This is a genomic window from Roseateles sp. YR242, from assembly GCF_900109745.1.
Taxonomy (GTDB): domain Bacteria; phylum Pseudomonadota; class Gammaproteobacteria; order Burkholderiales; family Burkholderiaceae_C; genus Roseateles.
In genome coordinates this window covers 107,079-128,802 of sequence record NZ_FOAV01000011.1, presented here as the reverse complement: position 1 = coordinate 128,802, position 21,724 = coordinate 107,079, and the positions used below count along the sequence as shown (strand labels likewise).

The window sequence follows — 21,724 nt, the reverse complement described above, 5'->3', positions numbered from 1 at the left end:
TGCTCAGGGATTCGGGCCGGCAGCACCGCCGCCACCCGCACCGCCACCGCCGCCCGCACCGCCGCCGCCGCCTCCACCACCGCCGCCAGAGCCACCTCCACCACCGGAGCCGCCTCCGCCACCACCACCACCGGCCGCGCCGCAGCACTTGCCACCGCACTTGGTGCAGGGTGGCAGGCCCGGGATGGACTGGTAGCCACCGCCACCGCCGCCCCAGCCGCCGCCACCACCGCCGCCGCCGCCGCCGCCACCACCACCGCCGCCAGAGCCAGCCGGGCAACTGCTGGTGCTCACAGAGAACCAGTTGGCCGAGGTGTTGCCGGTCGCGGTGTCGAGGTTTTTGCAGGTGTAGCTGTAGTCCACGCGCGTAGCGTTGCTGTAGCTGTAGCAGCCGCCACCGGACGCAGTGCCACTGGTGGCCTGTGCATCCAGCGACTGCGTCGAGATCACGCGATACGGAATCGTGATGCGCTGCTTGGCCTCCAACGCCTCCGGCACTTCGACCAGGAACTCGTAGCGGAAGAACGCATCCGTCTGCGGCAGCTGCTGCTTGACGTTGTCCGCACGGATCAGGCCGTAGTTGGTCAGGTTCAGTTCACCGTAATAGACGTCGCCCGCATTCATCTTCGGCAGGTTCACGCTGGTGGGTTGCATCAGCACCACCGCAGCCGGCACATCCGTCTCGAAAGTGGCGTTGAGCGTGATCTCGTAACGATCCTGGATCGTGATCTCGCGGACCGTCCACTCCACCGTCACCAGGTTGTAGTTCAGGAACACCGACTGGTTGAGCGTGATGCCCGGCTTGATGACCAGACGCCCACCGATCTCCTGGTGGTTCGTTGCCGACGCGCGGAACTTGTAGCGGCCCGCCGGGAGGTTCTGGAACAGGGCTTCACCCACGCTATCCGTCACCAGCTCCTGCGTCACCGACGCCACATCCTCGTTCTGCACGGTGATGCGCGCACCAGACAGGCCGGCGATGAGCTTGCCGTCCTTGCCCACGGTGGCGGTGTAGATGTCCGCCGCCTTGAACAGCACATGGCCCTGCCCGCTTTGCGTGACGCTGGCAAACACGTTGATCGCCTGCTGCGGCACGTTGTCGCCCACCACGTTCAGGCGGAACTCGTAGACGCCTTCGGCCGTCGCCTTGGGCGGCGTGAAGGACAAGTCGATGGCGCGCTGGGCACCGATCGCCATGCTGCCATCCGCCACACTGGCAATGGCCGCCCACGACGGCGCCGGCGTGCCGTCTGGCAGCGTCAGCGTGAAGTGCAGATTGAGTGCATCCTGCAGGCCCTTGTTCTGCACCACCACCGACTCCACCTGGCTGCCACCCTGGGCCAGACCGGTCTCGACAAAGCTCGGCGTCACCGTCAAGAAGGGCTTCGCTTCGGACAGGGTGTAGTTCACCGTCACCTGGCCGATCGGGCTGGCGGGGTGCTCGTCGCTGATGACATCAAGCACCAGCGAACCCACGGCCTGCGCGTCATTGCTGGCCGTGAAGACCACCGGCACGTTCAGGCGCTGGCGTTCGGTCAGGCTGACCGGCGCCGGCAGTTGCAGGCTCACGCCCACCGGCAGTGCATGCGACGGCTGGCTGGCGGCATTCATCACCAGGCGCAGGTTGCTGGCCGAGGTCCCCGGGCCGGCCTGGGCCACGAACGGGATGCTGAACGCGTAGTTGCGCGGCACATCCAGCTTGTATGGCGTCGGCGTGACCGTCACGCGGTTGATGGTGAAGGCCTTCTGCTCCGGACGGTCGGTGATGTCCGGGTGGACAGCCGAGACGCGGTACAGGCCCGAATCCGTCACCGTCGGCTTGAAGGTGTAGGCGAACAGCCCGTTGCCATCGGTCACCAGGCTGAAGGTGCGTTCGAAGCCCTGCTGGTTCAGGATCAGCTTGAGGCGGGTGTTGGGCAGCGCGGAGGTGCCGTCACGACGGTCCACGGCGCGGCCGGTGATGACCACGTCCTGGTCGCCGAACGAGGTGATCGGGCTCACGTCGGTCACTTCGCCGAAGTAGACCGTGTCCACCAGCGACACCACCTTCTCCGAGCCACGGCCGGCGATGACGATCTCGTCTTCCTGGCCGCTGTGGTAGCGCAGCTTGTCCACTTCCAGGCGCACCCGGATGCTGCTGGGGCTGGAGCCCGGCACGTTGAGGTTGAAGACGTCGGACGTGTAGCTGGCACCCGCCGGGATGCGAGCCACCGTCTGGCCGTTGGTCAGCGTAACCACGTTGGCACCCAGCGCCTGCTTGTAGGACTGCGTGGCCAGCACATTGCCGTCGTTGTCCACGATCTTGAAACGCAGCTCGGACGAGTCGTTGTTGCCGCTGTTGGTCGCCGTCTGCAGTTCGATGTCCACCTCGGAGGTGTTCTCGATGGTCAGGCGCAGCTTGCCGGTACCGCCACGGGTGAACTCCTCCGTGGCCATGCCGACCACCAGGGCACCGTCACCCACCTCGATGCGCTGCGAGCGCGCAACCGTGACCTGCTCGCCCTCGGCCGGCGCGACTTCCACGCCCACGTCGGCATTGGCCAGAGAGGGCATGTCCGCGTAGCCACCCACGATCACCGACACCAGGCGGGTCTCATTCGCCGCCAGGGTGAGCAGTTCGGACTTGTGGTCCTTGAACTGCGTGGCGTCCTTGTTCACTGGCAGGCGCACCACCGCCCGCACACCGGCCAGCACGCTGGCCGAGGTGTTGCTGAGCTGGAGTTGCAGCTTGTTCATCACACCGCGCTTGATCGGCGTGCCGGCCACCACCTGCGCCGCCACCGCCGGCATCAGCAGGCTGCGTGGCATTTCCACGCCATTGGCATCCACCGTGGCCACCGTGTAGCGGCGCTCGCCGCTGGTGTAGCCGGTATCGGTGAAGGTCGTCGCGCTGATGGGGGTACTGGTGAGCTTCACACGCGCGCTGTCGGGGCCCACATAGACCAGGTAACCGGCGACGTTGCCGTTGGGCGCATTCCAGCGCAGCACCGGCAGTTCATTGCCCAGTTGCTGGATACGCAGGTTGGACACCGGCAGCAGGCTGGCGTTCAGGTATTGCGAGTTGGAGATCGGTGACTCATTGCCGGCCGCATCCAGCGCGGTCACCACATAGGCGCCCTGCTGGGGCGACGGTGCGGGGTCCAGCGCGATGGGCTGCTTGATGCCGGTCTTCAGCGGCGTCAGGCCCGCAATGCTCGTGATGCTGGTGCCGGTGGCACGGTACAGGTTGTAGCTCGCCACGACACTGGCCAGCGGCGGCTGCCAGCTGGCGACGATGCCCTGCCCGGTCAGCTGCAGCATCAGGTTCTGCGGCGCACCCGGTGCCGTGGCGCTCGCCACCACCTCCACACTGGCGCTCTGGCCGGACACGGACTCCTGGCCATTGGACTGGCGCACGGTGGCGATGGCGTACTTGTAGGTGCCATCCTGCGGCGTCTGGTCCACCAGCGCTTCACCGCCCGCGCGGATCAGCGGCTGCAGCTCCGCCTGGCCCGGGGCCTGGCGGTACACCTGATAGCTGGTGGCATCGGCCACAGCCTGCCATGCGAGTTGAACCTTGCCACCGGGCAGCGCCTTGGCGTTAAAGCCGAAGGGCACGGCCAATGGCGGCAATTCACCCTGGTAGACCTGGAAGCGGTTGAAGGCCACCACCTTGGTGGACACGTTGTCCAGGTCATCCTGGGCGCGGCTGCTGAACACCAGCGTCTCCGGGCCGGCCGCGCCAGCATCCGACGGCAGCGTGAAGCTGGCACGCCAGGTGGTGGCATTGACTTGCGTCAGGCCCGCCACGGCGATCGGCGAACGCACGGGGCCGGACAGCAGATAGCTCAGCGTCGGTGTGACACCGTTCTTTGGTGCCTTGCTGAAGGTGAAGGTCGCCTGAACGGCCTGGGCCGTGTCGTTCTTGATCGGGGACGACGGCGCCAGGGTGATAGCGGAGAGCGCTGGGCCCTCGGTGTCGATCTGCAGCGTGGCGCCCGTGTCGATGTCGGTGCCGCGGTTGCCCACCAGGTCACGCGCCGAGAACAAGGCATTGGCAACGCCCGATGGCGTGGTGCCATCGATGACGAAGGTGCCGGCATAGGTGTCATTGCCGGTCTTGCTCAGCTCCACCGTGATCGGGCTGCCGCCTTGCGGCACCACCGACAGGTAGGGCGTGGCCTGCAGCGTCTCGCTGACCGTCACCACCAGATTGACCCGGCCCTGACCCGTGCGGCCCGTGGAAGCGTCCACCTTGCCTTGCGGCGCGTAGACGATGGACACGGCCCGAGGCAGCGTGTTGTCCGAGGTGGCCTGCACCTGGTTGGTCGGCACCGATGGCGTGCCGGCGGCGTTGACACTGACCACACGGTAATACCAGACGCCGTCGATGGTGGGCACGTCGTCGAAGGCTGTCACCGTCAGCGGACTGCTGTTCACCTTCACGGCCTCACCCGTGCCGGAGAAGGCATTGGCAGCGCGGTACACGTCATAGCCGCTGACATTGGCATCGGCCGCGCGTGTCCAGGCCAGACGGATCTTGCCCTGCGGCTGCGCAGTGGCCGTCAGGTTGGTTGGGCTGGCAGGCACGGTCACATCCAGCGTGACCACCACCGGCGCCGACAACGCGCTGGTGCCCCATTGGTCGGCGGCGGTGGCCTGCAGGCGGTTGCTGCCCGGGGTCAGCGTGACCTCACTGGCGAAGCGGCCATCGCTGCCGGCCTTGACCGCAGCCCCAGTGGGCTGGTCGTTCAGGATCAGTTGGACGTTGGCATTGGCCGCCGCACTGCCAGTGACCGACTGGCTGGCCGTGCGAGTGGTGGTGCCACTGACCGGACTGCTCAGCACCGGCGCGGAAGGCACGGCGTGCGCCACCACGATGTTGAAGCTGGCGCTGCTGACGTTGTTGAGCGAATCCGTGGCCCGCACGGTCAGGACGTGCGCGCCGTTGGCCACCTGGCCAAGGTCCAGCGTGGCGCTGTAGCTGCCACTGCCGCTGGCCGTGGACACTACAGTACCGTCCAGCAGCAGCTCCACGCGGGAGACACCACTGCGGTCGCTGGCCTGCAGGGTCACGGTGGCATTGCGGGTCAACGTGGCGCCATTCGCCAGCGCGCTGCCCTCCACGGAGACGCCGCCAAGTTGCGGACCTTCGGTGTCCGGCGCCACAGGGGCACGAGACACGGTCACCGCACGGCTTTGCTCACTGCTGCGGCCCGCCTGATCCAGCGCGACCACGCGCAGGGCATGGGTGCCGTCTGCGGTGCCTTCCAGAGTCCAGGCGTAGGTGTAAGGGACGCTGGTGCGGGTGGCCACCAGTTGGTCGTCCAGATAGATGCGCACCGAGGCAATGCCGGAGGCATCGGTGGCCGTGGCTTCCACGGTGATGGGCCCGCTCACGACGCTGCCCACAGCCGGGGTCGTGATGCCAACCACCGGCGCCTGTGTATCGATGAGCACGCCGCCGTCAGCCAGCGTGGCCGTGGTGACGGTGCCGCTGGCGTTGCGGAATTGCACGCTCACGGGCTTGCGGCCGTCGCCTTCGGAGACGGTGAAGTCCACGGTTGCACGGCCATTGTTCAATGGCTGGAAGTTGGCGCCAGCAAAGCCGGTGCCTTCCGCCAGGCGGTATTCGGTCGCGTTGACGCAGGCAATCTCCAGCGTCACCGTGCGTTGTTCGAAGTAGGCGGCGGGCGCGGCCAGGCGGATGGTCGGCGCAATCAATGGCGCATTGGCCAGATAGCCGCCGTAATTCACACCGCTGGACACGGCATCGCCCTGCCCTTGGGGATTGCCGGCCGCGTCACGCGGGCCCGACGCATGTCCCCACCAGTTGCCGGTGGCTACGATGGTCGTCACCGGTGTGTTGTTCTGAATGGCCAGCGTGGTGTTGCCCACCAGTTGCGTGCTGGCGATCGTAGGCGCGCTGTTGCCATCAGCGATCACGCCGACGCCGTTGCGCAGGAAGCTGGAGCCGGTGATGGCGGGCGACGCGCCCTCCACCAGACGAAGACCGGTGACGCTGTCCGTGAGCTGCAGGTATTGCAGGGTCGGATTGAGCGCACGCAGCGTCAAGGCCGCTTCCTGTCCACCGCCGGCAAAGCGGATGGCCCAGTCGGACAGAGAGATGGCGCCAGTGGCCGCGGCCGACTTCTCGAAACGCACACCGCGCCAGTCTCCAGGCGCAGCGGTCTGCGCGGTGGCGGCGGTCTGACCGCCGTTGGCATCGTCTTTCTGGCTGGTCAGGGTCACACCCTTGCCGGCGGTGAGCTTGTCGCGGACCACCAGTTGGCCGTCGCTCCCGAACTTGACCACCACACCTTCGTCAATGACCAGCTCGGCGGCCCGCACAGGCAATGAGCCCAGCATCAGCGCGACGGCGGTGACGGCGGCTATGCCCCGGCGAGCACCGCGCCGTACCGCTTGGCCCGCACCCTGCACAGAACTTGAACACGAGACCTGGAACACCCGCCGCAAGCGCTCAAGCGGGCGCAGCACAGCCGTCGGCTGGTGGGGGCGTTCTGTCGTCATCACTGGTCCCTGAACCGATGTGTTTGTTCGTGTTCTGTGTGGTGCGTGGCCGGCCGGCGCATCAGCCGCGGAAGCCGGCGGCGCGCAGTGCCGCGTAGGACACGTCGTAAGCCTTGCCGCTGACCGTCAGTACCCGTGCCTTGGCCTCACCGGCCATCGCCACGGTGACCTCGACCTTCTCGACCTCCTCGTTCTGCGCGAAGCGCGAGAGGTCCAGCGTGCCCGCCACCACCACGGTGTAGGTCGTGGTGGCCTGCAGCACGCTCGGGCCTGCCGGCAACGTGACGGACACGTTGGTCGTGCCGCTGGCGCTCGCACCCGAGATGGCGGGGCTCAACGCCTCGATGGGCTGGCCGTAGGCCGGCACCACGCGCAGCAGCACCGTGTTGCCCACCGGCACGTTGACGGTCTGGAAGACCACGTCAATCGGGCCCGTGGTGCTGCCGGGCAGCGTCACGTCAGCATTGCCGGTCGGATTGGCGGGAACGGTCTGGCCGGCGATCGAGGCGATGCGCAGGCTCGGCGCCTCGGCAATGAAGATCGGGTTGGGCACGTCCGCGACATAGGCGGGGCTGGCTGTGCCACTGAAGGTGATGGCCTCGCCTTCGATGCGGATGCGGCCGGGAGCGCCGCCATACTGGCTGCCACCGCCCGTGGCGCCGCAATACTGACGCGGCGAATTGTTGTAGTTGATGCACCCGCCGTCGGCGTACAGCCCACCGTTGCCGGTCACGGTGGTGCCCACCACACGGATGGCGCCGCCGCTGCCGCCGGCCCCCTGGCCACCCGCGTTAGAGCCGCCCAGACCGCCACCGTCGCCACCGCGCGCATTCACTGTGCCGGTAATGCGCACGGTGCCGGAGGCTGCCAGCAGAACGGCCCCGCCGCCCGCGCCGCCGCCCGAGCCAGCATAGGTTGCACCACCACGGCCGCCGCCGCCGCCCGAACCGCCCAGCAGCGGCTGCAGCAGTGGCGACCCATACGCCTTGCCGTAGACGGTCACAGTGCCTGCGGTGCAGTTGTAGCCCTCACCGTTGGACTGGAAGGCCTTGGTGGCGTAGCCGCCGCCGATGCCGGTGTACTTGTAGTAGCCGGTTGCCGTGCAGCCGTTGCCCCCCTCCAGCCCGCCTGGGCCGCCGCCGGGGCCCAGGCCTGAGCCCCCGCGAATGACCTCAGGACGCTGCTGCAGGTCGTCGCGGCCGCCACGGCCGCCATCGAAACCGCCGGGGCCGCCCACGCCGGGGAGACCGTCATCACCGAGAACACCGTCGCCGTAGGTACCGGTGGCATAGGCGTCACCCCCACGGACGTCGATCGTTCCTGCGATGGTGATGTCACCACTCGACAGGATGTAGACCGGGGTGTTGTTCGAGTTCTTCTTGAACTTGACGGTGACACCCGACGGGATGTTCACCGAGGTGTAGTTCAGGACGCCGGAGGCCGGCAGCTGGATTTCAGTGTTGACCGTCGGGCTCAGGGCGCCGTCGGCACCTGTGCTGCCGCTATTGACGGCGGCTTGTGCAGAGGCGAGTGCCAGTGTGGCCAGCGCAAGAACGGCCGAGGCGCCACGCCTCGCAGCCCGGGGCTTTGAAGTGGAAAAGTTCATGGAGAGGCTCCTCGTACCGGAAAAAAGTTCAGTTGAAGCGAAAGGGGACGCGGCGCTGCCGGGCCGCGCGACGGTGGGGAAATCGTTGAAGGGGACAGAACCAGACATGCGAACTCCTTGCGGCCTCATTGCGGCGTGACCACGGTGATGGTGTTGGCGGACGACGCCTCGGCCGGGGTCAGGCCGCCGGGCACCACCAGGCGCACCACCCGTTTGCCCAGCGCGGCACCGCGGTCCACCATCACGGGGATGGTGAGCAGTTCGCCCAGGGCGTCTTGCGACCACAGCAGATCGCTGCCGGCGCGCAGGCCGGACCCCAGTTCGAACTGCACACCTGTGACACCTTGGAGGCGCGTGCCCCGCACGGCCATCGTGGCGGATTTGCCCTGTTCATAAACGATGGGCGACAGGGAGGTGATGCTGGGCATCACCCCGATGCCGAAGTTGGCCGCCGTGGGCGACGGGAAGTTCACCGGTGTGCCAGCGGCGGTGGACAGGCGCAGGCGGCGCAGCACCAACGGTGCATCCGGCGCCACCGACACCGGAATGGCCAGTCGGGTGCCCCCGTTGCTGGCCACCGGGGTGCCCAGCAACAGACCTGTTGCGGGCTCGACCACGACGGTGGTGACGGCATCCAGGCCCTGGCCCGTGACCACGATGTCTCCCGCACTGCCCTGCAACCATCCATCCGGCGACACCGACTGACCGGCCATGCCAAGCACCACACCCACGATGGGGCTGGCAGCGTGACGTTCGTCTGGCTCCGCCGGCGGTGGGCCACCGACCTGGACACCGACCGATACCGCGTTGATCAAGTCCACATAGGTGATCGACGTGTCAACACCAGCCCCCACTCTCACACCGACGGGCGCGGAGAGGATGGCGGCGTAGCTGCCGCCGGTCCGTTGGGCGATGCGCACGATGTTGCCAGGCAGAACGGTGGAGGTGGACTCACCCGCCGCCGACGTCACGACCACGGCACGTTCTCCGGAGGCAGCGCCAGCCGCCACTGTGACGGAGAAGCTGAGCACCGTGCCGTCCTCGCTGGACTCGAACGGCCCCGTCACTGCCACCCCCTCGGACGGCTCGATGCGAGCGCCCGTCACATTGATCAGATTACGCCCACGCAGTGTCATCCTGACCATGCTGCCGTCGGACACAAGGACCTGCGGTTCGGTCGCGATCAGCTCGGGCACCGGTGCCGAGATCAGGAAGCTTCCGTCCGTCGGCCGGCTGAACGTGACGGGCAGCCCGTTGCTGCCGTTGAGGGTCAGCCGCCGGGTGCCCAGCACCGCACCGGCATCCACCGTCACCGTAAAGCTCAGTTGGCTTCCGGTTTCGTTGACGGTCGGTGCACCCACGGTGAGCCCGGTCGAAGGCGACAGCGACAAGCTGGTCACCCCTTGCAGGCCCGAGCCACGCACGGAGACCGTGACCGACGAACCGATCACACCGGTGTTGGGAGACACGCTGCTCACACCTGTTCCGACCAGCACACCAACCAGGGAACTCGCCGGCTGGACATCCTCCCTGACCTCAACCTTGCCCACCATCACACCGACCAGCGGTGCACTGATGGGGCCGGTATCGCCCAGCGTGCGTGCCACGACCGTGAAGCGGTTGACCTCGGAAATAGTGGCAGTGGTCGAGCCTGTGGGGGTCTCTACCTGGACCAGGCGTTCACCCGTCGGGGCATCGGCAGCCACCTCGACATAGGCGGTCAACTCGGTGCCGTCGGCACTGATGGTCGGCGCTGCATCGACCCGGATACCAGCCTGCGGCGACAGACGCACCAGGCCGCGCTGGAGGTGGCGACCACGGATGACCATCTTCAGGGTTTCGCCGCGTGCGCCGATGATGGGCGTGGCCGATTGGATGACCGGCAGCCCGGTCATGACCTGCACGACCGATTGCGCAGGATCCGCAAACACCAGTTCCTTGCCCGCTGCGTCACGCACGGTGAGCTTGCGTGCCCCCAGAGCAGCATCGGTGGCGGTGGTCACGGGCACACGCAGTTCGGTGGCCTGCGCATTCAGCACGGGCGCGCCCAGCGTGATGCCGGTGGCTGGCGTCAGGCTGACCTGCGCGCCGGCCGGCAGTGCGGCGCCCTTGATGGAAAGCGTCAACGCCCCACCCATTGACCAGGCACGTGGCTCCACCTGCGTGAGCACACTGCCCACCGCCACACCGACCGTGGCATTGGCCACGGTGACGTCATAGACGTTGCCTGGCAAAGGCGCATTGACCAGCACCCCCACCGCCGGCGCATAGGCCGTACTGACACCGGTGAAGTCATTGGTGATGAACAGCGGCACGGCGATGCGCTGCAGCGTCGGCGAATCCACGATGAAGCTGACCGTACCGGCCAGCTTGGGCACGATGGTCACGGTGGCCGTCGTCTGGCCGGCCGGGACTACCACCGTGGCAGGCGTGACCGTGGCCTTGCTGGTGTCGGACACCGAGAAGTTCAGGATGTTGTCGCGGTAGTCCGCCTTGGACAGACGGATGGTGATGTCGCGGGACTTGCCGTCCGGGGGCAAGGCAATGGGGGTCGGTTCCACGGCCACGACCGGCGGCACGGGGACCTGCACGGTCAGGGTCGCTGTGTTCGACAGCAACGGCTGGTTGGGCGTCGCCGCGACAGGCGTGCGAACGCGTGCTTCCAGCGTGCCAGCGGCCGACTGATTGGGCAACGCGGCCTTCAACTGGGTGGCACTGACAAAGGTGGTGGGCACCTGGGCGTCATTGAACAGCACCACCGAGGTGGACGTGAAGTTTCGGCCGGTGACCGTGATGTCGGTCACGCCCGCGCCCGCCAGCACCGTCGACGGCGACAAGCCGCTGATGGCGGGCATCGGCGGCGTGATGGTGAAGGCATTGAGCAGCGACAGCGCGCCGGCATCCACCAGCACCTGCAGGTCGGCCTGACCCACAGGCGCGGTGGCACTCACGGCGATCTGCGCAAAGATCTGAGACGACGATCCGCCTGAGAACGGCGTGAATGTGAGACCGGCATTGCTCGACGCGATGCGGCTCAATCCGCCGAGTCGCGTGCCATTGACGGTGACGGTGACGGTCTGGCCCTGTTCCAGCGTGGCGGGGGAAACGCCACTCAGCGTTGGCGAGGCACCGACCGAGACACTGCCGGCACTCACCACGTAGGGAATGCCGCGCAAAGCCCATTTCACGGTGCCGACCACGTCGCCAGCCGGAACGGCAATGCCGTTGATCACATTGCTGCTGGCGCGATTGCCAACACCACTGGGAGACGCCGCCAGGTCCACGGCGATGGCCGGCCCCTGCTGATGCTGAATGTCCAGATAGTTGAAGACCGGCGCGGAACCTTCCACACGCAGACCCTTGCCATGCATGAAGGTCACACGCTCCAGGCGCGTATTGACGGTCCCACTGGTGAAGACCCATTGGTCCCAGTCGCCAGGCGCAGCAGCAGCGCCTTGCCGGCGCTTGTCGGACAACACCTGAATGGGTTGCTCTGCCGTGCCGATGGCCTGCACGCCACCGGCCGCCACCGTCAGCCTGGCACCAGCGGCCATGTAGACCGTGACGCCGGCATCGATCGTGAGCAACGCGCCACCTTGCACCGACACGTCGCCGGAGACGACATACGGGCTCCCGGACACGGACCAGCGAGTGTTCGCGCTCACGGCACCGCTCACGGCGGTCTGCGCCTGCGCAAGCGGCGCGCACAGCATCACCAGAACGACCAGCGCACCGGGCAGAAGGGCAAGCCAGGCGCGCAGACGTGCGAGAGACATCATGGACAGCGGTCCGCGGTTGGTACGCATCTTGGAGGCGATGACGGAGTTGAGCGAGGCGTGTTCACGCCCACCACACCCAGGCCGTTGCCAGGTGTTGGCAGGTCGTTCGCGGAGCGCCTTACGAAAGGCGCGATGGCATGACGCCGGGCATGTGCTGATCCACGGCACGTGGGTGTCGATCAGCCCGCTTCGCTGCTGCGAGGCTTTGCATGACGGCCACTCCCATGACGGGTGCCGTGCATGGGTCGCTGTTGCGCGCCCTATATCGCTGTGTGTTCACGATGCATTCCTGGATGTGCACTCCTCCCCAGGAATGCCGGCGCGAGTATCCATGAATTCATTCGTTCATGAACTTATGTTTCCCGCTCGTATCTTTGCGCCAACTTTCTTGTCCCCCCTACTTCGGTGGGATGGAAATCGGCACGCTCCTCTGGGCAAGGCCACTGCGCAGGCCGCCTCGCCGAGGATCTGACCTAAGTCACTACGGCGGGCGCCGCCGCACCTGATATATCCGGTGCCCTGGAGCGGCTGCACCACTCCCGGTATCCGTTCAAAACAAGGACTGCTGCCCCGCCTGCAGCCCCGGGGCGCGGAACTGGCTGAAGTCCAGTTCGTGCCGTTGCCGTCCGAAGCCCAGGCGCTCGCAGGCCTTGCGCATGCGTTGGTGCATGAGGTCAGCCCACAGCCCCTCCCCTTTCATGCGGGAACCAAAGCGGGGGTCGTTGTCCTTGCCCCCGCGCATGTCTCGCAGCCTCGCCATGATGCGGGCGGCCTTGTGGGGCTGGTGCTGCTGCAGCCAGTCCTGGAACAGGGGATTCACTTCCCACGGCAGACGCAGCGGGATGCTGAATGCGCGCCGCGCGCCGGCTTCAGCGGCCGCTTCCAGAATGCGTTCCAGCTCTGGCTCGTTGAGGAAGGGAATCAGCGGCGACACACTCACGCCCACCGGCACGCCCGCTTCGGCCAGGGCACGGATGGTCTGCAAACGGCGGTGCGGCGCTGCCGCCCGAGGCTCCAGCGTGCGGGCCAGTTCAGGGTCCAGCGACGTCACCGAGACATAGACAGACACCTGTTGGCGCTGCGCCATCGGGCCCAGCAAGTCCAGGTCCCTCTCCACACCACTGGACTTGGTGACCAGCGAAAACGGGTGCTGCGCCTGCGCAAGCACCTCCACGATCTGGCGCGTGATGCCCAGCTTGCGCTCCACCGGCTGGTAGGCATCGGTGGCCGTGCCGATGCAGAGATAGGAGGGCCGATAGCTCGGCGACGACAAGGCCTCCCGAAGGCGCTGCGCCGCATTGACCTTGGCCACGATGCGGGTCTCGAAGTCCAGGCCCGGCGACATGTTCAGGTAGCTGTGCGTGGGCCGGGCGAAGCAGTAGATGCAGCCGTGTTCACACCCTCGATAGGGATTGATCGAGTAATCGAACCCGATGTCGGGCGACTGGTTGGTGCTGACGATGCGCCTGGCGTGTTCTTCGATGATTTCAGTGCGCGGCGCCAGGTGCTCCTCCCGGGCCTCCTGGTCCAGCGTGCCCCAGCCATCATCGAACTGGTCTCGTTCAGTCCGCTCGAAACGGTGGGGAATCGCCCAGGCGCTGCCGCGGCCCTTGAGGGCGTCGGGCTGGATGTACAACTCTTGGGAGGCAATGTGGGTGTCGCGCGGCATACTGTTAATCTATACAGTATTTCACCAAAACTCCAGCCGCTCATGCAGCCTGCACAACACCTCTGCGCCGAGCCGACCGCGCTTTGGCTGGCGGGAGTGATGCAGCGCCTCCCTTGCCGCGAACACCGAGCGTTGCAATTTCACGCCGAAACGCAGCCAAGCCGGATTTAGAGAACTTCCCTTCTAGCCGTTCGGATTGCGCCCGGCTACATTGCGTTCTCTTACAGCGTAAGGCGATGGACCGACAACGAAGTCAAGGGTCCTTGAACAATAACTGCAGCCGTTGGTGCGCGTTTGGGAGGGTGGGTCATGAGTCAGGTTCAGCCATGGATCGCCGTCGCCGGCGTGGTGGCCGGCATGGGGATGGGGATTGCCGCGGCCAGCTGGCATTGGGCCAAGCGCCTGACGCTGGTGCAGCGGTCCGTGGACCATCTCAGTGCTTCCCGCAACCTGCTCGACCAACAGAACACCCAGGCCCGCCGGCAGGTGGAACAGCTTCAGGCCGAGTTGGCGGAACTGCGTGTCTTCGCGGACCGCGCCCGACGCAAGCTGGCCTCTCTGATGCCAGCCCCTGGCGCTGCCGCAGTCGCTGCCCCTACCCCTGTCGCTCCCGCCGCGCCGCCTCGGCCGACCGCCCAGCAGGTGGCGCAGATGTTGAATCAGAACGACCAGCGCCGCGACCAGCAGCATGCCTTGGCGCACCACGGGGATGACGACGCTGGTTTCGAGCCCACGCAGGTGGACCCGCCGGATCAGCTCTGAGCCGGCAATACCGTTCCCACGCAAGGCCCGAAGCCGATGCGCCGACGCCCCGGCGCTTCGCATACACCCACCAGCGTCACGCTATCCCCGTCCTGCAGGAAGGTTCGCTGCTCCCCGTTGGGCAGGGTGAGCGCCTGCTTGCCGCCGTGCGTCAGCTCCAGCAGTGAGCCGCCTTGATCCGGCTGCGGACCGGATTGGGTGCCGGAGCCCAAAAGATCCCCCGACTGCAGGTTGCAGCCGTTGCTGGCGTGATGCGTGAGCATCTGCGCAAAGGTCCAGTACGCGTCGGCAAAGTCCGACTGCATCAGGCGGTGCGGTGCCAGGCCTGTTTCACGCATGCCGGCTGTCTGCAGATGCACCGCCAGTTGGATGGAGACGGCGCCCTGCGCCCGATTGGCCGGGCCATCCAGGTAGGGCAGCGGCTGCGGGTCATCCGCATGGCGGCTGAAGCTGCGGCGGAAAGGCGCCAGCGCTTCCATGGTCACCACCCACGGTGAAATCGTGGTGGCAAAGCTCTTGGCCAGGAACGGCCCCAGCGGCTGATATTCCCAGGCCTGCACATCCCGCGCGGACCAGTCATTCAACAGCACCAGGCCAAACAGATGGGCCTCGGCCTGCTCGATGCCCACCGGCACCCCTTGTGCATTGCCCAGCCCCACCAGCGCGCCGACCTCCAGCTCATAGTCCAGGCGCTTGCAGGGCCCAAAGCCTGGCGTCTCCGAGTCCGGCGCCTTGGTCTGCCCCAGGGGGCGGCGGAATTGCTGCCCGCTGACGCCGATGGACGACGCCCGGCCGTGGTAGCCAATGGGCACCCACTTGTAGTTGGGCAGCAGCGGGTTGTCCGGACGGAAGAGCTTGCCGACGGTGGTGGCGTGGTGGATGCCGGCATAGAAGTCGGTGTAATCGCCGATGCGGCAAGGGAGCGTGAGTTCCAACGAGGCCTGCGGCCGCAATGCCGCGTGCAGCCTGGCCGGCCAATCGCCGCCGGCCTTCTCCTCCAGCACGGCCACCAGCGCATGGCGCAGTTGCCGGCCAAGCGCGGGGCCAGCCGCCATCAGCGGATTCAGCCCCCCCTGCCCCACGCACGCTTGCAACACCGTGGCCACTTCCTGCGGCAATGCCGCCATGTCCGCCGCCGCCACGAGGTCCAGCGCCTGGTCGCCCACGGCGGTGAAGGGCCGAAATGCCTCGGCGCTGCCCACGGCGCGCGCCATGCCCAGCGGCAGGTTCTGGATCGGGAAGTCCGTGTCTGCCGCATTCGCGGAAGCCAGCCAGCTGCGCAGCGCAGGGTCATGGGTGTGGTCGATGGAAAGAGAACTCGTCGAGGTCATCATCAGCCTTTGAATTGATCTTGAAGGCCTGCCCAGCAGGCGGCGTATCGGGTGTCCAGCGCACCGCCCTGCAGCGCATAAGCGGAAGGGCGAAAGCGCCAGCGGCTTTCAAACATGAAGGCCAGGGTGTGGTCGAGTTTCTGCGGCGTGAGGTCGCGGGTACTGGCTGCCGTGAAGGCCTCCGTGTCGGGGCCGTGCGGCACCAGGCAGTTGTGCAGGCTGGCACCGCCGGGTCGGAAGCCCTCGGGCTTGGCGTCGTACTGGCCATGGATGAGGCCCATGAACTCACTCATCACGTTGCGGTGATACCAGGGCGGACGGAAGGTGTCTTCCTGCACCAGCCAGCGCGGCGGGAAGATCACGAAGTCGCAGTTGGCGGTGCCGGCGGTGTCGCTCGGTGAGGTCAGCACGGTGAAGATGGACGGGTCGGGATGGTCAAAGCTGATCGAGCCGATCGTCATGAAGTGCGCGGTGTCGTATTTCAGCGGCGTGAGGTTGCCATGCCAGGCGACGACATTGAACGGCGTCGCCGCCTGCTCGTTGTGCCAGAGCTCCCCCCCCACCTTGCGGATCACTTCATAGGGCTGCTGGGCTTCATGTGCAGCCACCGGCGCCAGGAAGTCTCGCGGATTGGCAAGGCCGTTGCTGCCGATGGGACCCAACTCCGGCAGGCGGAAGGCGGCACCATAGTTCTCGCAGATGTAGCCGCGCGCCTGGGCGCCATGCAGGTCCACGCGGAAGGTCACGCCCCGCGGGATCAGGGCAATCTCGCCAGGCACCACGTCCAGCAGCCCCATCTCCGTCACCAGGCGCAGGCCACCGAGTTGCGGAACGATCAGCATCTCGCCGTCGGCGTTCAGCAACGCACGCTGGTGCATGGAACGGTTGCACAGATAGACCAACGCGGCCATGCCGGTCTGGGCGTCCGGATCGCCGTTGGCGACGAGGGTGCGCAGGCCTTCCACAAAGTCGGTCGGGGTCTGCGCGTCCGGCAGGGGGAAGGGATGCCAACGCAACGGATCTGGCGGCACCGACACACCGCCCGCTGCGCCCGTGGTCCACAGCGGCGCATGAAACGGCTTGAACGGGCTGGTCACCACCGAAGGCTGGCGTCGGTAGAGCCAGGTGCGGCGGTTCTCCACGCGCGGCGCGGTGAAGGCGGAGCCGGAAAGCAGCTCGGGGTAGAGATCCAGCGGCGCGCGTTGCGGGCTGTTCCGACCCTTGGGCAACGCGCCGGGAACGGCCTCGGTTTCGAACTGGTTGCCAAAGCCGCTTTGGTAGCGCAACGTCTGGGCCGTGTCGCGCTCGGGTGCCTGGGTGGCAGCCGGTGCGCTGGGTGAGCTGGATGACGTGTTCAGCGTCGTCGAGGTAGGGGGGGCGTTCATGGATGTCCTTCAGTGGTATGGCGCTCAATCGGGCTCAATCGGACTCAATCCAGCCTGAGCGGACGTCGATGAAAGCCCTGCGGCGACCAGCGCCGCCTTCAATACATCGAGCCGCCCAATGTGATTGGCCAGCAGCAGGATCAGCCGCGCATTGAAGGCTTGGCTGTCGGCGGCAGACAGGTCCTTGTGGGCATTCAGCAAGGCTTCGTAGAAATCGTCGGGCGCATCGAGATGCGCGGTGGTGATGAGGCTCATGGCGGCTCCTCAGGCGCAGGCAGTCGCCCGTTGAACGGCGGCGCGGATGCTGGCGGCATCGGGGCGACGCCAACGTGCGCAGACATGCTGGTCGGGCCGCAGCAGGATGACGGTGCCCGGGATACCGTCGTAACGCTGGCGCGCCAGGCCCGTTGCGTCGTGGAGCCAGCGCGCAGAGATGGCCAGCACGGTCGGTGGCGGCAAACCGTCAAACGCCTCGGCAATTGTTTGTCGAATCGCCTGCTGCGTGCCGTCCACAGGCCCATCGTCGTCCGCGAAAGCGACCACCGAAAAACGTCCGCTGAGCGTTTGACGCAGCAGCCATGCGGGCGCCCCTTCCAACAAGACCGGTGCATCCACCAGCGGTGCTCCGAGCCGCAGGCAACCGCCAAACGGCGTCTCATCCTTCGTGCTCAGCACGGATTCCTCCAGCACGGTCGCCGTCGACAAGCGGCCACTGTTGACCAGCTTGCGCGCGAATTCGAAGTCCTGCGCCAGCGTCAGCGTCGCGTTGCGGAACAGCCGGCTGATTTCGGTCTTGGGCGTGATGAAGTCGGTGGAACGGCTGGCATGGCGGATGTTCTCGTCCGCAGCAAATTCGCGTTCGCTCGCATAGCTGTCCAGCAGCGCCTGCGGCGCCCTGCCCTGCACCACCCAGGCGAGTTTCCAGGCCAGGTTCTCCGCGTCCTGAACGCCCGAGTTGGCCCCCCGCGCACCGAAGGGCGAGACCCCATGCGCCGCATCGCCGGCAAACAGCACGCGGCCGTGACGGAAACGGTCCATGCGCATGCAGGCAAAGGTGTAGACCGAGGCCCAGACCAGCTCAAGGTCAGGCACTTCACCCTGCCCGCCTGCCGCGATGGCTGCCTCGGCCATCAACGTACGTACGCGCGGCAGGATGTTCTCGGGGCGTTTCTCCACCTCGGGGTCCGCGTCCCAGCCCAGCTGGAAGTCAATGCGCCACACCCCATCGGGCTGGCGGTGCAACAGCACGCTCTGGCCGGGATGGAAAGGCGGATCAAACCAGAACCAGCGCTCCGCCGGGAACGGCGCACGCATGCGCACATCGGCGATGAGGAAGCGGTCCTTGAAGGTACGCCCATGCGTATCCAGGCCCAGCATGCCGCGCAGTGGCGACCGGGCGCCATCGCAGGCCACCACGTGCTCCGCGAGCAAGGGATAGTCGCCCTCCGGCGTCCGGACGGTCAGCCGCGCATGGTCCGGCTGCTGCTCGATACCCACCACCTCGTGGTGCCAGCGCAGATCCAGCAACGGCAGCTGCTGCGCACGTTCAACCAGAAGGCCTTCCACGTAATACTGCTGGAGGTTGATGAACGCGGGCCGCTCATGCCCGGGCTCCGGCAGGAGGTCGAACTGGTAGACCTGCTGGTGATGGAAGAACACCCGCCCCAGGTGCCAGGAAACGCCCTGGTCCACCATGCGTTGGCCGCAGCCCAGCCGGTCAAAGATTTCCAGCGTGCGCTTGGCAAAGCACAAGGCACGCGACCCGACGCAGAGGCGCCCGTCGTTGTTCAGCAGCACCACCGGCACGTCCTGCAAGGCCAGGTCGATGGCCAGCGCCAGACCCACGGGCCCGGCCCCCACCACCACGACGGGATGGCGAGCAACGGCCGGCCCATCCAAGGACACGTCCTGGTCCGGATGGCGCCGGTACGGGAAAGTGACCGTCTGGTCCCGCGCCGTCGCCACCGGGGAGGCCTCGCTCTGGGCCGCCTCTCGGGTCTGCTGTGCCATGTCTTGTCTCCCCGTCCGCCGCCCGGTTGCAGAGGTTCCTTAACCCTCCAGCGCCTTCCACATCTCGACATCCCGCTCCGCGGTCCAGATGCGTGGATGCGGATGGGCGCTCACCTCGTCAAAGCAGCGGGTCACGTCAAAGGGCATGCAGTGATCAAAGATGACCCAGTGGCCGTACTTCTGCTTCATCACCGCATAGGTGTCCTGGTAGACCGCCGTGAGGTCCTTGCCGGCCGCCACACCGGCCTTCACGGCAGCATGCAGATCGGAGATGAAACTGCGGGTGCCCGCCAGCCCCTGGGCCACGGCTTCCGGCGTGGTGAGTGCTGCCCCGCGTCCAGGGACGAGTGCGTGGGGCTGAAGTGCAGCCAACCGGTCCAGTGTCTGCGGCCAGTCGCCAAAGTAGGCATCACCGGCATAGGGCGTGGCGTCGAATTCCACCAGGTCTCCGGAGAAAAGGATCTTCTGCGCCGGCAGCCATGCCACGGTGTCACCCTTGGTATGGCCTCGGCCCAGCTGCAGGAGTTGCACCTCCAGCTTGCCCAGCCAGAGACTCATGGCGCCCTGGAAGGTGATGGTGGGCCAGGTCAACCCAGCCGGCACCGACTCGACATTGCGAAACAGCCGAGGGAAGCGGCCGATCTCGCTGGCCTTGTCCTGCTCGCCGCGCTCCACGATGAGATCGTAGGTGTCCCGGCTGGCAATGATGTGGCGAGGCGCGTAGCCGGAAGCCCCCAGCACGCGCACAGCGTGATAGTGGCTCAGCACCACGTACTCGATGGGTTTGTCGGTCACCTCGCGGATGCGGCGGATCACGTCTTGCGCCATCACCGGGGTGGCCTGGGTGTCGATCACCATCACCGCGTCGTCGCCAATGATCACGCCAGTGTTGGGGTCGCCCTCCGCCGTGTAGGCGTAGGCGTTGTCGCTGAGCTTGACGAAGGAGACGCGCTTTTCCTCCACATCCGCGTGGCTGGCGAACTGCTTGCTCATGACGGGCCTCCATTCATCAAAAGAGAATGCATTACATATACGCAAATATATCCCAGCCTGCTGAATCTATTCAACAATGCTGAAAGTGGGAGGCCAAGCCTCCGGCGGAATCCAGGACACGATGAGCATCGAAGACCAGACGGAAGAGCGGGGCGACGACCGCCGTGGCATCCAGAGCATTGAGGTGGGCGGCCGGCTGCTGAAGGCGGCGGCCGCGCAGGGGCATCCCCTGCCCTTGAAGACGCTGTCACAGGCGGCGGAGATGAGCGCTGCCAAGGCCCATCCGTACCTGGTGAGTTTCTGCAAACTGGGCCTGATGAGCCAGGATCCCAACACCGGCTACTACGGGCTTGGCCCCCTGGCCATGGAGATGGGGCTGATCGGCATCCAGCAGGTGGACCCGATCCGGCTGGCGAGCGCCATGCTGGAGCCCCTGGCCACGGCGCTGGGACACACCGTGGCCATCGCCGTCTGGGGCTCCCATGGCGCGACCATCGTGCGCACCGCCGCCTCGCCCGCGCCCATCCATGTGACGATGCGGCATGGCACGGTGGTCTCCCTGTGGAATACCGCGTCAGGCCCGCTGTTCGCCGCCTACCGGCCTGCGCAAGAGGTGAAGGCGTTGTGGACCGACCTCCAGCGGCTGGGGGACATGGACCTGGCACGGCGCCCCGGCAGCCGCGCGCCGGAGGCGCCAGCGCCGTCGTGGGAAGAGTTCGCCGGGCTGCTGGACCAGGTACGGACGCGCGCCATGCACCGCTCGGTCAACACCATCGTGGAGGGGGTGAGTGCCCTGGCGGTGCCGGTCTTCGACAGCGATGGAGAGATCAGCTTGTCGCTGACCTCCATCGGCCCCTCCGGCGCCTTCGATGCGGCCTGGGATGGGTCCGTCGCCACGCAGCTGCGCCATGCGGCGCAGGCGCTGATGCGGCAGATCGGTGGACGCCCACCCGTCTGAAGCCGTCGGTCCCGGCGGCCTCCAGCAACGCCGCCAGGTCCTTCAACCTTCACATCAACACCGCCGCCATGCTCACCCTGCACACCTACTTCCGCAGCTCTGCCGCCTTCCGGGTACGCATTGCGCTCAACTTGAAGGGCCTGGCCTATGAGAGCGTGCCCATCCACCTGCTGCGCGGCGGTGGCGAGCAGCATCAGCAGGCGTTCAAGGCGCTGAACCCGGCAGAACTGGTGCCGGTACTGCATGACGGCGGGCGGGCGCTCACGCAATCGCTGAGCATCCTGGAGTATCTGGAAGAGCGCCATCCGCAGCCGTCGCTGCTCCCGGGCACGCCCGAGGACCGCGCCTTCATCCGCAGCCTGGCGCTGGACGTGGCTTGCGAGATCCATCCCATCAACAACCTGCGGGTGCTGCAGCACCTCGCCCAGGCCTTCGGCGTGAGCGAGGAACAGCGGCGCACCTGGGTGCAGCACTGGATCCGCGTGGGCTTCGAGGCCATCGAGCAACGCCTGGCCGCGCAGGCCGGTGGCTTCTGTGTCGGCGGTCAGCCGACGATGGCGGACGTGGTGCTGGTGCCCCAGGTGTTCAATGCGCTGCGTTTCGGCGTGGCGCTGGAGGACTTCCCGGCCATCGGGCGGGTGTGGGCGCACTGCATGACGCTGCCGGCGTTCGCAGCGGCGGCGCCAGGGCAACAGCCGGACGCCGAGTAGACCGCATCCAA

At 66.8% G+C, this 21,724-nt stretch carries 12 protein-coding genes; 3 read left to right on the top strand and 9 right to left on the bottom strand.

Annotated elements, in window-relative coordinates; all coding sequences use genetic code 11:
- Positions 1–3 precede the first annotated feature (3 nt).
- The 4 genes from BMY53_RS19030 to BMY53_RS19015 all read right to left on the bottom strand — a co-directional run bounded on the left by BMY53_RS19030 (position 4) and on the right by BMY53_RS19015 (position 13,564).
- Entirely contained in the window at positions 4–6,510 is a 6,507-nt protein-coding gene (locus tag BMY53_RS19030) for an Ig-like domain-containing protein (RefSeq protein ID WP_143074144.1), read from the bottom strand.
- Positions 6,511–6,571: 61 nt separating this feature from the next.
- Complete coding sequence (locus tag BMY53_RS19025; RefSeq protein WP_092948068.1) at positions 6,572–8,116, bottom strand: hypothetical protein; 1,545 nt, start codon at positions 8,114–8,116, stop codon at positions 6,572–6,574.
- A gap of 125 nt (positions 8,117–8,241) precedes the next feature.
- Entirely contained in the window at positions 8,242–11,895 is a 3,654-nt protein-coding gene (locus BMY53_RS19020; RefSeq protein WP_177200953.1) for an IPT/TIG domain-containing protein, read from the bottom strand.
- A gap of 550 nt (positions 11,896–12,445) precedes the next feature.
- Entirely contained in the window at positions 12,446–13,564 is a 1,119-nt protein-coding gene (locus BMY53_RS19015) for a PA0069 family radical SAM protein (RefSeq protein WP_092948066.1), read from the bottom strand.
- 309 nt (positions 13,565–13,873) lie between these two features.
- Between BMY53_RS19015 and BMY53_RS19010 the strand changes: the two genes are divergently transcribed.
- Entirely contained in the window at positions 13,874–14,326 is a 453-nt protein-coding gene (locus BMY53_RS19010) for a hypothetical protein (protein ID WP_092948065.1), read from the top strand.
- Here the strand turns inward: BMY53_RS19010 and fahA are convergent.
- The 5 genes from fahA to BMY53_RS18985 are packed head-to-tail and all read right to left on the bottom strand — an operon-like array spanning position 14,317 to position 20,045.
- Positions 14,317–15,657 (bottom strand): fumarylacetoacetase, encoded by a 1,341-nt coding sequence (gene fahA / locus BMY53_RS19005; RefSeq protein WP_092948135.1) that lies wholly within the window; start codon positions 15,655–15,657, stop codon positions 14,317–14,319. The two genes, BMY53_RS19010 and fahA, sit on opposite strands and share 10 nt — an antisense overlap.
- Before the next feature lie 2 nt (positions 15,658–15,659).
- Positions 15,660–17,042 (bottom strand): homogentisate 1,2-dioxygenase, encoded by a 1,383-nt coding sequence (gene hmgA / locus BMY53_RS19000; RefSeq protein WP_092948064.1) that lies wholly within the window; start codon positions 17,040–17,042, stop codon positions 15,660–15,662.
- Between the two features lie 24 nt (positions 17,043–17,066).
- Positions 17,067–17,297: a DUF2783 domain-containing protein gene (locus tag BMY53_RS18995; protein ID WP_092948063.1), complete on the bottom strand. Its 231-nt coding sequence runs from the start codon at positions 17,295–17,297 to the stop codon at positions 17,067–17,069.
- Positions 17,298–17,306: 9 nt separating this feature from the next.
- On the bottom strand, positions 17,307–19,052 hold the full coding sequence (locus BMY53_RS18990) for an FAD-dependent oxidoreductase (RefSeq protein ID WP_092948062.1): 1,746 nt from the start codon (positions 19,050–19,052) through the stop codon (positions 17,307–17,309).
- A gap of 39 nt (positions 19,053–19,091) precedes the next feature.
- Positions 19,092–20,045 carry an MBL fold metallo-hydrolase gene (locus BMY53_RS18985; RefSeq protein WP_092948061.1) on the bottom strand — a complete coding sequence of 318 codons (954 nt, stop codon included), beginning with the start codon at positions 20,043–20,045 and terminating at the stop codon, positions 19,092–19,094.
- A gap of 121 nt (positions 20,046–20,166) precedes the next feature.
- On the opposite strand from BMY53_RS18985, the gene BMY53_RS18980 reads away from it, so the two are divergent.
- The gene (locus BMY53_RS18980; protein ID WP_092948134.1) at positions 20,167–21,003 is read left to right on the top strand and encodes an IclR family transcriptional regulator; all 837 of its coding nucleotides are present in this window, start codon (positions 20,167–20,169) and stop codon (positions 21,001–21,003) included.
- A gap of 68 nt (positions 21,004–21,071) precedes the next feature.
- Positions 21,072–21,713 carry a maleylacetoacetate isomerase gene (gene maiA / locus BMY53_RS18975; protein WP_092948060.1) on the top strand — a complete coding sequence of 214 codons (642 nt, stop codon included), beginning with the start codon at positions 21,072–21,074 and terminating at the stop codon, positions 21,711–21,713.
- The last annotated feature ends 11 nt before the right edge of the window (positions 21,714–21,724 follow it).

Coding starts and splice junctions, on each gene's coding strand:
- BMY53_RS19030 (WP_143074144.1), bottom strand. CDS start 6,510: ATGACGACAGAACGCCCCCACCAGCCGACGGCTGTGCTGCGCCCGCTT.
- BMY53_RS19025 (WP_092948068.1), bottom strand. CDS start 8,116: ATGAACTTTTCCACTTCAAAGCCCCGGGCTGCGAGGCGTGGCGCCTCG.
- BMY53_RS19020 (WP_177200953.1), bottom strand. CDS start 11,895: ATGATGTCTCTCGCACGTCTGCGCGCCTGGCTTGCCCTTCTGCCCGGT.
- BMY53_RS19015 (WP_092948066.1), bottom strand. CDS start 13,564: ATGCCGCGCGACACCCACATTGCCTCCCAAGAGTTGTACATCCAGCCC.
- BMY53_RS19010 (WP_092948065.1), top strand. CDS start 13,874: ATGAGTCAGGTTCAGCCATGGATCGCCGTCGCCGGCGTGGTGGCCGGC.
- fahA (WP_092948135.1), bottom strand. CDS start 15,657: ATGACCTCGACGAGTTCTCTTTCCATCGACCACACCCATGACCCTGCG.
- hmgA (WP_092948064.1), bottom strand. CDS start 17,042: ATGAACGCCCCCCCTACCTCGACGACGCTGAACACGTCATCCAGCTCA.
- BMY53_RS18995 (WP_092948063.1), bottom strand. CDS start 17,297: ATGAGCCTCATCACCACCGCGCATCTCGATGCGCCCGACGATTTCTAC.
- BMY53_RS18990 (WP_092948062.1), bottom strand. CDS start 19,052: ATGGCACAGCAGACCCGAGAGGCGGCCCAGAGCGAGGCCTCCCCGGTG.
- BMY53_RS18985 (WP_092948061.1), bottom strand. CDS start 20,045: ATGAGCAAGCAGTTCGCCAGCCACGCGGATGTGGAGGAAAAGCGCGTC.
- BMY53_RS18980 (WP_092948134.1), top strand. CDS start 20,167: ATGAGCATCGAAGACCAGACGGAAGAGCGGGGCGACGACCGCCGTGGC.
- maiA (WP_092948060.1), top strand. CDS start 21,072: ATGCTCACCCTGCACACCTACTTCCGCAGCTCTGCCGCCTTCCGGGTA.